The 11627-nt window shown below is 33.4% G+C and carries 11 protein-coding genes and 2 pseudogenes; 3 read left to right on the forward strand and 10 right to left on the reverse strand.

Going from position 1 to position 11627, the window contains the following annotated elements; genetic code table 11:
• Positions 1–178 precede the first annotated feature (178 nt).
• On the reverse strand, positions 179–1024 hold the full coding sequence (locus tag J4P91_RS25380) for an SDR family NAD(P)-dependent oxidoreductase (RefSeq protein WP_207996281.1): 846 nt from the start codon (positions 1022–1024) through the stop codon (positions 179–181).
• A 308-nt stretch (positions 1025–1332) separates the two neighbouring features.
• Positions 1333–1992 (reverse strand): SDR family NAD(P)-dependent oxidoreductase, encoded by a 660-nt coding sequence (locus J4P91_RS25385; protein WP_207996282.1) that lies wholly within the window; start codon positions 1990–1992, stop codon positions 1333–1335.
• Between the two features lie 122 nt (positions 1993–2114).
• Here J4P91_RS25385 and J4P91_RS25390 point away from each other — a divergent pair, with 122 nt between their 5' ends.
• Positions 2115–2684 (forward strand): TetR/AcrR family transcriptional regulator, encoded by a 570-nt coding sequence (locus J4P91_RS25390; protein ID WP_207996283.1) that lies wholly within the window; start codon positions 2115–2117, stop codon positions 2682–2684.
• Between the two features lie 241 nt (positions 2685–2925).
• On the opposite strand, the gene J4P91_RS25395 is transcribed toward J4P91_RS25390, so the two are convergent.
• On the reverse strand, positions 2926–3822 hold the full coding sequence (locus J4P91_RS25395) for a DMT family transporter (RefSeq protein WP_207996284.1): 897 nt from the start codon (positions 3820–3822) through the stop codon (positions 2926–2928).
• 60 nt (positions 3823–3882) lie between these two features.
• Positions 3883–4038 (reverse strand): annotated as a pseudogene (locus J4P91_RS25400) (TrmB family transcriptional regulator); the annotation flags it as partial.
• Positions 4039–4311: 273 nt separating this feature from the next.
• Between J4P91_RS25400 and J4P91_RS25405 the strand changes: the two are divergent.
• Entirely contained in the window at positions 4312–4860 is a 549-nt protein-coding gene (locus tag J4P91_RS25405; protein WP_207996285.1) for a helix-turn-helix domain-containing protein, read from the forward strand.
• A 456-nt stretch (positions 4861–5316) separates the two neighbouring features.
• Here the strand turns inward: J4P91_RS25405 and J4P91_RS25410 are convergent, their stop codons facing one another.
• Positions 5317–5982, reverse strand: coding sequence for a pyridoxine/pyridoxamine 5'-phosphate oxidase (locus tag J4P91_RS25410; RefSeq protein ID WP_243764010.1), 666 nt, complete (start codon positions 5980–5982; stop codon positions 5317–5319).
• 733 nt (positions 5983–6715) lie between these two features.
• Between J4P91_RS25410 and J4P91_RS25415 the strand changes: the two genes are divergently transcribed.
• Complete coding sequence (locus J4P91_RS25415; protein WP_207996286.1) at positions 6716–8050, forward strand: MFS transporter; 1335 nt, start codon at positions 6716–6718, stop codon at positions 8048–8050.
• Between the two features lie 1125 nt (positions 8051–9175).
• Here the strand turns inward: J4P91_RS25415 and J4P91_RS25420 are convergent.
• From J4P91_RS25420 to J4P91_RS25440, 5 genes and pseudogenes are all read right to left on the reverse strand, one after another.
• Complete coding sequence (locus J4P91_RS25420) at positions 9176–9775, reverse strand: DJ-1/PfpI family protein (RefSeq protein WP_207996287.1); 600 nt, start codon at positions 9773–9775, stop codon at positions 9176–9178.
• A 292-nt stretch (positions 9776–10067) separates the two neighbouring features.
• Entirely contained in the window at positions 10068–10310 is a 243-nt protein-coding gene (locus tag J4P91_RS25425) for a hypothetical protein (protein WP_207996288.1), read from the reverse strand.
• Entirely contained in the window at positions 10303–10446 is a 144-nt protein-coding gene (locus J4P91_RS25430; RefSeq protein ID WP_207996289.1) for a hypothetical protein, read from the reverse strand. The genes J4P91_RS25425 and J4P91_RS25430 overlap by 8 nt, the downstream gene beginning before the upstream one ends.
• Positions 10447–10558: 112 nt before the next feature.
• Positions 10559–10918 carry a hypothetical protein gene (locus J4P91_RS25435; protein ID WP_207996290.1) on the reverse strand — a complete coding sequence of 120 codons (360 nt, stop codon included), beginning with the start codon at positions 10916–10918 and terminating at the stop codon, positions 10559–10561.
• Positions 10919–11459: 541 nt separating this feature from the next.
• A pseudogene (locus tag J4P91_RS25440) lies at positions 11460–11627 on the reverse strand (IS4 family transposase); the annotation flags it as partial.

Here is an 11627-nt window from a genome sequence, read left to right on the forward strand (position 1 = left end):
TTAACTTGAGTGGGTATAATTCTGTCACTTTTATTGATAGAATTATACCTGTTTATTACTCAGACGTAGCGTTTATCACTAAATGTAAAATTATTTTTTTATGTGGATTTGAAATAGAGTCACTATATTGATGCAATTAGGAGAAAACTATATTTGCATTATTACCTGGTTTTATTGTTTAGCTTGGCAGTCCTTTTAGCATTTTCTCAGTAATTTCATGTAGCTTTTGAGCATTCCTTTTATCAAAAGTTTCCATTTCTAGGGATACTTCTTTTTCTAATTTATAGGCAGACAACGAGATTTTAGGAGGATGTTCTAGCAATCTTATAATAGGTTTGATTGCTTCTTCCACGGGTTTTCCTGTAATTTTATAAATTAACTTCATGACATTTTTTATCATTGGGTTTTTATATGCTTCAAATGCTCCGGTAGTTTGCACAGCCCAAGGGTTATAGAGAACATATTTTATCTTCCGATGGGTATTATTTTGGTCAAATGCAACACCTAGTAAATCATTTAATCGACTACCATGAAACATCGTCTTCATACTGTTAAAATTATTCTTATTTTGTATATCATCAAAATCAATTTTTCCTTTCATTCCTGGAGCACATACATTAAGAATCACTGGATTTTCTGTTTCCTCCAGTAAATCTTTTAAGCCGTATCCAAGAATCTGTCTGCTCAAATAATATAATGCAAATGTGAATTCAAATCCTTCTTTTGTTTCAAGATATGTCTCTCTAAATTTTTGACTTGCTGCACAAAAAACGACCATATCTAATGAACGAACCATCCTTTTCACTTCTTCAATAATGCGTAAATTTTCTTTTACCAAACTCAGGTTAGCTTGAAAGAAAATTACTCTTTCATCTGCACCTAATTGTTTCGCTGCATTATAGAATAGTTCACCTTTTACAGGCGAACTACTAATAACAATTACACGATCACCCTTTTTTAAAAAGTGCATAGCAACACCTTTACCGATTCCGTCTGTTCCACCCGTTACAAGTATTGTTTTCATCTTTTTTCATTCTCCTTAAGTATAGTAGTTATAAATCATAAAGGAATAATCCCAATAAATTTAGATAAAATTAACATAATATTGTTCATCAAATGTCTAGATAAAAGTAATTAAAACCATTGATAAATCTTTTACTAAAAGAAATACGGCTATTGATTTCTTATTGAAATACTGTCATCGTGCCAATCAAAAATATATGAATAAAAAATCATAAGCTAAAAATAAAAAAATTGTAAGTTCATTTTTTTACAAATAGCCGATATTCTATAAAGGAAGGAATATCGGCGTTAATATTTGGTCATATGAAATTAATTTATTTCAGGATAAACTGTTTCAAATTTTTCTTGCTTGTCATATAAATCGTACCAAGTGTTAGCGATTAAGTCCGGGTCTCCAGGTGTTCCCTTCTTAATTAAAGTTGCCACAGCAATAAAACCAACATAAATTCCAACTTCTTTTAATACGTTGTGTAAGTTAAAAGCATAATTTCGCAAACCAGAACATGCAATACCCGCATTTCCTAATTCAGGAATAGGTTGTAATGCTGATATTCCACTGTTAAACAGAATAGCGCCAGAGCCATTTCTTTTCATAGAGGGTAAAATGGTTTGAACTATTTTAACAGCTGGAAGTACATGCATTTTGTATTGTTCCTCAATATCTTCAGCATTCATTTCCAATATGTGCTTAAACGTTTGTGGACCAGCGTACGGGCTAAATTCTATAACGTCAATTTTTCCAAAATCAGATTCAATCTGTTTTAACGTGGAATCTAATTTTTCTAAATCACGAACGTCTGCAACATAATACTTTGAATCGATATTTAAACTTTTCAGCTCAGCTACTAATGGAACAAGAGTATTCTCATGCAAAGAAATTAAAGCAACATTAAAACCATTTGAGCCAAATTTTTTAGCTAGCGATAATCCTAAACCAGGGCCTGCACCAACAATTGCGATTGTTTTCATAGATAAAACCACCTATTTCTGTTAAATTTAAAACAACACGTGTTGTCTTAATGTTATTATAAAAAGCTTGATATTTTGTAACAACCAACAAAAATAACGGTTTGTTGTGATAAGGAGGAAAAATGAAAGTTCAAAATATCCGAAGGACACCAACAAAGAAGCTGATTGAGGAGGCGTTTACAGAGCTTTTACGAAAAAAGGATTTTGAAAAAGTAACAATAAAAGACATTACAGAGCTTGCAAAAATTAATAGAGCAACCTTCTACGCTCATTTTGAGGATAAATATCAATTGTTTGATGAGATGATTAAAGATTCAGCAACTGAAATGCTTAAAATCAATACAAAAGAAGCAAAATTATGGAATAAAAAACAAGTTGAGTGTTTATTCCGAGGAGTTTTTGAGTATTTACAGCAAGTAAAAGTTAGCTGTCCATATAGCTATCAAAATTTATTCCCATTATTACGGAAAAAAATGCTTGATGCTTTAAAAACACATCTTGAATCGTTGTTTAACTTAAGTGAGTTTAAAGAGATAAAGGAATTCCATATTTTTATATATTCGAGGATTATATACGAAGCAGCAGAGCTTTTGGTAGTCGAGAAAACGAATTTATCTCAGATTAAGATTGTTGAAGAGGTATCTGTATTAATCTTTAATAAACAATCAAGCTTTTTGAACGAATGTACTTAAAGTAAACAGGAGTGAAAGCAGTAGCTTCCTGCATACTGACGTGAATCTCTAAAAAATTATGACGAGAAAGTATCTATTTTCTTGTCTCAACATTCGGACAAGAAAATAGATACTAAATAAGCTGCTTTCGTTGATACTTCGCCATTTCACACTATACAACTAGTTCCCACTTTCCTGTCTTTATACAAAGTACAAGAAAATGGACACTTTTTTATAAGTGGGATATTAAGCATGGTCCTTTTTAGTTTGACTGAATAAATTTACGCTGTTCTAAACTTCTTTCTTTTTTGGGAGAATAACTGATTCCCACAAACACTAAAAATATTCCGAGAAGTTGGTAGACATCAGGACGGTAGTTCAAAATACTTACATCCAGTAAGATTGCGATAACCGGATCTATAAAGACTAAAATAGCAACTGTTTGTGCACGTAACTCACGCAAACTACTGAAAAATAAATAAAACACAAATCCAGTGTGAATAAATCCTGTAACAAGTATATAGAACCAGTTTTCAATGGTAAGATGTATAAAGTTTGACCAATCTACTAATGGTATCAATAATAAAACACCCAAACTTGTTTGAATAACAGTTGTTAACAAAGGACTAAGCATTTGAATTCCCTTTCCTGTAATAGAAGTTAAAGCGTAGAAAAATGCTGCTTCAAACGCCCATAAAACACCGGTGGATAAAAATCCAGCCAAAGTTGCATGTTGATGAATTCCCCCAACTAACAATGTCCCTAAAAAACAAACAAAGAAAAAGACCAATCCCATTTTTGTTAGTTTTTCTTTAAAAATAACGGAGCCTAAGAGAAGTACAATAACGGGTGCTAAATGATAAATGGATACCGCCACAGTAATAGGCATTACTTCTAAAGAACGGAAGAAAAACACCCAATTTACGATAAGGAATACGCCACATAATAAAGCAAGTAAATACTCCCTACGAGGAGTAGAAATTTCCCTTGGTTGTTTTGTTTTTAATGTACTCCCCCACCATATTGTTCCTAAAAGAATACTTGCACAGAGGCAACGTACAAAAACTAGTTCAATCGAGTGCAAACCTGTTTTTTCTGAAAATAGACCGATTGAACCGAATATGGCCATGGAGATGGCAAACTTTAATTTGGCATACATTTAATCACCCCTAAGTCGTTGTTGTTATAACTACTATCAATTTGGTGACAAAAAACAGCTTTATACTAAGCTGTTTTTTCCTGTCATTACATGAATTAAATCTTCTTGAGCTTTCCATAGCTCATCTAGCTTTTCAGGACTGAATGCATTTGTGATTTCTTCTACCATAATGTCGTGCTTAATATATTCAGTAACAATTAGAACGAGAGCCGGATCTGTTAACCTTACAGTCTAATATCCTTCTTACCCATGCAATTTGGGAAAATGAGAACGGAATCCTCCTAATAATCAAACCGATGTTTCCTGGAATCAATATTGATAAAATAAGTTGGATTTTTACCTTATTTATAATGAATCTCTTTTCGAACTGCCCTTTTACTTGCTATAGCAAACAATAATCTTATAAAATATATTTTACAAACGTTTATTACAATTAACGTTAGTTATATTATACGAATGTTCGTTATATTTTTCAACAGGAGGATTTCTATGAACTTAAATGATATAATTTCTGTAAATTTAAAGAGGTTAAGAACAGAGCGAAATCTTAGTCTCGGTCAGTTATCAGAGTTGTCTGGTATTAGTAAGGTCATGCTTTCTCAGATAGAAAAAGGTGAATCTAACCCAACTATCAACACGATTTGGAAAATTGCCATCGGTCTTCAGGTGCCTTATACTCGACTGATTGATTCTCCAATAGATGATGCAGTTGTCATCCGCAAGAGCGACTGCAAGAAGCAGTCCGAGAATAAGAATTCCTTTGCCTCCTACTGTTACTACACTACTAATCCCAACCGTAATTTTGAATTATTTAAGGTTGAGTTACAGCCCAATTGTAAGCATAACTCTGATGGTCACTCTCCTAAAACTCAGGAATATATTTTTGTGATTCGGGGTGAATTGACAATCCAGTTGACTACAGGAGAATATGTGCTTCGGGAGGGTGACTCTATCCACTTTGACTGTTCTCTTCCGCATACCTTTATCAATCCTCTGGATACAGTGGTGGAATTCATAGATATAATTTATTATTACTAAAAATAAGGGCCCACCCTACCGCCATCAAGGTAAGGCAAAATTACATCCAAAAAACGCTATTCTTTTAGTAAAATTTCTAGAGAGGATGGCATTTTTTATAGATTTGTTGATTCTAAAATAAAAATAAGGGAAAATCTTCAAAAAGATTTCCCCTTATCCAATCCCTCTACTATAAATTAAGTAGGTATTAATTTTGAATGACAGCTCTTTTCTTTTAATAAGGTTTTGACACCTAAATGAGAATTATTGAGTATCCACTTTTAGCTGTTGTACATGGACAAGTAAGGCCAAAATAAATTAGATGCAATTTTAATTATATTTTTCTATAAATCACAATTTTTTAAATAAATTCTTATAAAATGTGAAACATAACACCCAATCATATTTCAGTTTAATCAAGAAAAAAGCACCCATTTCGGATGCTTTTTTTAGTATTCGAAATATATTATAAGTAGCCTATGGCCAAAGTAAATGATGTCTCCATTGTCCTTCCTCGCATAGATTATAGTGAATTCGGACATGTTTACGATAAACATCTCCCTGCCAGAATTCAGCTTCCCTTACATTCACCGCATACAGTGTCCAATCAGGCGATACAATTTGAGGATTACGCTTAATTCGCTCTTTTTGAACTGCCAGTGCATGTTCCAGGTCATTTACGTTCTCCAGTTTCTGACTCTGGAGAACTGTTAAAGCCACAGCAGGTGCTTCCATTGAACGTCGTAGAAAATCAGCTGAACCGGCCTCTTTTCCCATATCCACAACAGTTCCCCTCAAACGAACCTGCCGACCTAACTTAGGCCAATAAAAGGTAAGTGCAACATTAGGATTTCTTTGTAACTGCTGCCCTTTTCGATCTTCTGAACCGGATGCAAAGTAAAATACATCACCAATAACATCTTTCAAAATCAACACACGTGCATCTGGATAACCATTAACATCTACAGTAGAAAGCGTCATCGCATGAGGTTCTTTTACTTCATTTTCGATTGCTAAATTCAGCCATTGGAGGAATAGTGCTCCAGGTTTTTCCGGCAATTGTTTTAAATCAAAGGGTATAAAAGGTCCAGACAACGATTTTAGACGTCTTAAAAGTTGACTTGTATTGTTCAACATTACCATCTCCCCACCACATCTATTCGATAGAAAAGAAGAATATCCTGCACGATAAAAAGCCACCCCTCTTCTATTGTTGTAGAATTTTACAGGGACATGAAAATGGGTACTTTTTTTGCGACAAGAAATTGGCTACTTGTGTTTAGAGAGAATAAAGATGTTAAATTTTGAATAGAAAAATAGAGCCTTATTACACTCCACATGCAGTAAGACTCTTTAAATTTGTTTAAATGTAAATCAATCTATTTAAGTTTACCCTCAAAAATAGATAATAAATATGCTTAATTATAAAATCTTTATATAGAGACTTTTGCTCTATAAGTGTTAATATATCATCTTATATTCGAATAAATAATCAAATTGCTTCCACTTGAGAATACCTTCTCTTGTTTTTTCATGGATTCACTACCTAATATTGCATCTACTCCCGATAAGTACACATATAAGCCATTTTTTTCGAACACGTTAATATCGAAATATTGACTTTTACTTATAAAATAACTATGATAAAATATTAAATAAACTGTTTTTTCTAAAAATTCTAATATATTTTAGTTAAGGAGGTGAAATACTTTAGATAGAACGTAACAGAAAGTGTCTAAACCATATGTTTTGGGCTTACATGACAAATGGCTCTTTTGATCTGCCTTTATTTTTATTACTGTATTTAATCCTCAAAAATGATATACCAAACATCTACTACAAATGCACTACATGATTCATAAATAGGGGGTACATGATGAAGAATAAATATAGATATTTTATTATTTTTATGATTGTTCTTATGACGGTTATTAACTATATTGATCGAGGTGCCATGTCTTACGCACAAGCTGCTATTATCAAAGAATTCCACTTGAATCCAGTAAGCTGGGGAGCAATTCTTGGCTACTTTGGATATGGGTACATCTTTGGCGCTTTATTTGGCGGAGTGCTTGCAGATAAAAAGGGACCAAAATTTATGTGGATCCTAGCAGGTACGAGTTGGTCAATCTTTGAAATCGGAACGATTTTTGCTGGACAATTGGGCGCTACACTATTTGGCGGTTCAGCATTAGCTGGCTTTGCTGTGTTTCGCGTATTGTTTGGTTTTGCAGAAGGTCCTACACTTTCAACAATGAACAGAACTATGGCGAACTGGGTATCACCAAAGGAAAAAGGATTTGCAGTCGCACTGGGATTAATCGGTACACCTGTCGGAGCTCTCATTACTGCACCGATTGTTGTTGGTCTTCTTTCTGTTACCAACTGGAAGGTCACATTCGTTATTTTAGGTGTTGCCGGATTACTATGGGTATTTGTATGGTCGAAAATATTTACAGATTTACCAGAAGCTCATCCAAACGTAACTAAAGAAGAATTAGAAGAAATTCGAAGTACAGAGGGCTTGCTTGATGGGGAAAGTCACTTAGAAAATAAAGAACAAACCTCAATCCCTTGGTACCATTTTTTCAAAAATCCTTCCTTAGTCATGAATGCCATTGGGTATTTTGCGTTTTTATATGTGAATATTTTACTACTTACGTGGACACCAAAATATCTACAAGATGAATTTGGCTTTTCATTAGCTTCGCTTGGATTTTTAGGAATGATTCCGTGGGTTGGTGCGATATTCACAGGGCTGCTTGGCGGGAAAATTTCAGATAAAATCCGCGAAAAAACGGGCAGTTTGCGCCTAGCAAGATCATGGTTTACCGTTGCTTCTTTATTTTGCACAGCGGTTTGTTTTATGCTAATTCCGACCGTAAAAAGTCCTGCGATGGTACTCACTTTAATGTGTATTGGGAATGCATTTAATTATTTACCAAACTCTATTTACTGGACGGTTGTATTAGATACAGAGCCAAATAAGGCAGGTACATTTGGAGGAGTTACGCATTTCATTGCTAATCTTGCGACAATCCTTGCACCGACTTTAACAGGAAGCCTTGTTGCCAGATATGGATATCAAGCCATGTTCCTTGCTGCTGCGATTGCAGTCGTCATTGGAATGCTAGCCATGGTATTTGTGAAACCAGGGAAACCGCAACCTGTATCTCTAGAGGGTGAAGGTGCCAAAAGTCTAAAAGCATAAATGAAAAAAATCTATCAACTTTAAATAAAAAAACACGCTATTTCAGCGTGTTTAATCTTGGTATAATTCTGTCACTCTACAATGTTCAACGACAAAAAACTAGAGACTTATATGACACGAACTTGAGGACCACACAATATTTAGGGATTTTTTATTTTAGACCCCTTACTATTCATTCTTTCCACTTTTAAAAAGTTTAAAGGACAAAAATCTTCTTTATTTTGGTGAATAGTCGAACAATTTAGCGTTGTAATAATTTCACGTACCATAATTTCTATATATATTTCAATTTTGTAATCAAGGGAGTTCTCTTGCTGCTCCATTCATTTATACGCTGGCATTCTCTACATTAGAAAGCTCTTCTCAAATTCTTTCCTCTCTTATCTCTCTTCTATAGTAGATTCCAAAATATATGGTGGGTCTATATTAAAAACCAGATTGAAAATCAAAGGAGTACATTAGTTATAATGGATATTTATCAACGTTTGTTCATGAAACTGGGTACTTTTTTATAAAGAGATTGCTTCAGTTATATATAATTTAAATACATTAAAGAATCATACATACATACGACATCTTTATCATGATCTACAATAGCAAATTTATTAATTAACAAAGAACAATATTTCTTTACAGCTGTGTAGAATGATGCTTTATCTTTTTCAATCGAAGGATTCTAAAGTGATTGCGTACAAAATTTTTTATATGAATATCCAAACGGTAAGAGATAATACTAATCTGTCTCTTCTATAAAGGGCATTTCAAAAAAAGTTATGTAACATAAAAAAGATGACTTCTGTATTCAACAGAAGTCATCTTTTTTAATTTTCATTGATATCTATGTTACTCAACTATCGATATGATTATTAATAGAATTTCCTGTGACTATTATCTCGCTATTTTATCATGCGCTTTTGAAATCGTTTTCTCATTTAAATTACTTTTATTTCCAATTATTCTTCGTGCTTGTCTCTCCCTCTGTATAAAATAGCTACCTACACTTTTAGTTTAGGGGAAAACAAACAATAAAAAAGCCAGGATTGGCTTCAATTTTATATATACGAATAGCTACTTTGCGGTCTACAGCAAGAACCCTGTGATTAAGCCAATAAAAAAGAATTCCAATTAACTCCAAACACCCCCTCGCCTCTCGTATTCCATTCTATATTCAACGGCAGCTGCAATTTTGGGGCTTGCGAACCTTTCCGTGATCCAAAGTCCCAAATCAAGTCCTGAAGTGACTCCTCTTGCAGTGATAATATCCCCTTGATCAACAATTCTGTAACGAAGAAGCTCTGCCCCGTATCCAATGATTTCATTCTGCGCCAAATAGTGCATCGTCGCCTTTCGACCATTCAATATACCGGAGGCAGCTAGTAGCATACCTCCTGTACAAACTCCAGCAACGATCGTTCCTTCGTTGTGCATCTCTCTAATCATTTCGGTCAGGGTTCCAAGCTCTGCTTGCTTTCGTGCCCCATGTTCAGCTTTATGATTCCAGCCACCACCAGGTACAATTAACAGATCTGGACGATTATCCATTCGTAAAAAATCATTTAGTTTAACCGTAACTCCAAACGAAGTAGTAATTTCTTTTTTTGGTTCACTTGATATTAGTTCAACCGTAAATGGAGCCCCTTCTTCTATCGCTCTTTTGAGTACCTCAAAAGGTGCGAAAGAGACAAGCTCTCCGAAGCCATCAAACAATACAATTTGTATTTTCATTTTTATTACACCTCATATGCTTTCTTTTGTGAATCGTAGACATATAAAACGATTCGGCGATCATGTAATTGATTTACAAAAAATCCCCCATCCAATAGTAGAAGCAATACCTCTATAAGCACAATAGGTCATAGCTGTAAATAAAAATAAGCTTATGACCTATTTTTACACGTATCTCGGCTGTACCCCTTATTTACATAAAATTTGAAGTCGGAAGTTGAATTACATACTTATTTCGGTCTCAAAGTATCGTTCTTGAAACTTAATCAAGGATTTCACCTCTAACTATATATTAAGCCTTGGCTACAATGATAGCTTCAAAAGGCATATTGGCTCCATCACTTTGTTCTGTAAAAATGATAGAGAATCCGATCTTTTCTAATTCAGCTATATATTCTTTCATCGAAAGCCGTTTGCTATTTGGACATAGAGGTATCATAATATTTTTCTTGCCGTCAGGTGTAGATATATGGATACTTACACGTTCACCGGGTTTCGGTTGTTTTTTTAAGAACTCTTGTAATTGTTCAAACATTTGTTTTTTTTTTGGATGATTTAGGTTTTACATCTTCAAGGGATAAACCGTTTTGAAGAAAAAATAGTCCTTTATCTACCAAAATTCTTTTAACTTCGGTCAAATGTGCTACTCGATCTTCATTTTCAGCCATCATGTGTAAACATCCTATATTTGTTGCTAAATTGTATGTATTCTCTTCTATTTGGGGTAGAATCCGCATTTTCGGGACGCTACCCCGAATATAGAGAAAGTACTTTTAAAAGAATTTAATTATTTTTCTTTTTCATAGTACACTGTTCAGTGCCATCTCCCCCACCTAATACTTTAAGTGTTGTTTCATTCTCTACTTCTTGCAAGGTACCTGTTATTTGATAAGAATTTAGATTAAATGTATACACATTATCTCCACTTTCCTTATACTTCCCAGCTATTGTCATATTATTGTCTAAATCTAATAGTTGAACCTCACCGTCTTTTGTAAAAGTAAGTTCTGTATCATTATATTGACAATCATAGTTATTATTTGAGACCGGTATCCATGTCCCTACAATTTTATTCGAACTACATGCAGATAAAATAAATAAGGAAGTACCTATACATATTAATCCTTTAATTAATCTACTCAAGATTATTTCTCCTCTCATAAAAACATATTTTTAAAATTTTTTGATTTACTACTGTGCTAACTAATTTTCATATTTAAAATACCTGCAAAAAATGTTATATAAAAATTTAGTGTAATTTTACTCACCTCCTTTATTTCAAAGGTTTTTTACATTTAAAGTGAGTTAATTGCAATAAATACCTATCGTTAAACAAAAAGAACAGCCTATGAGTCGATTTATAGGCTATTTCTTTTCTTTGATAAAGGAGGAAGGATAATAAATATTAAGAAAGTGAATTTTAATGAAAATATATGCATTATTCATTGCAAATGAATTTGTCCATGTGAAAAAATCAAATAATTAGAAAAAACTAAAACTGTATAAAATCTTGCATGCTCTTAACGTGGTTTTTTTCCGAAATGCTGACAGTATCCCATCGCCATCAAGTTAAGCTTATATAAATTTAATTTCACGTGAGATTTTTCTTTTTTCTAAAGATCCAGTGTAAGTTCTTTAATAATTTGCATACCAAATAAACCCTATCGGGTTTCAAATTTTTAGATTACGCTACATGATTGTGGGATATAGAAAAATTGTATACGACTCCTAAGATATCAAAGACTGTTTTCTTCTCATACCTATGAGATTTCCGTCCGTTTTTCTGTAGTAGGTGGAATAGGCGGATTAGAATCTTTGTTATTTCTTGGGTGTTTTTCTGTATAGCTTGATA

The organism is Bacillus sp. XF8, assembly GCF_017498755.1.
Taxonomy (GTDB): domain Bacteria; phylum Bacillota; class Bacilli; order Bacillales; family Bacillaceae_G; genus Bacillus_A; species Bacillus_A bingmayongensis.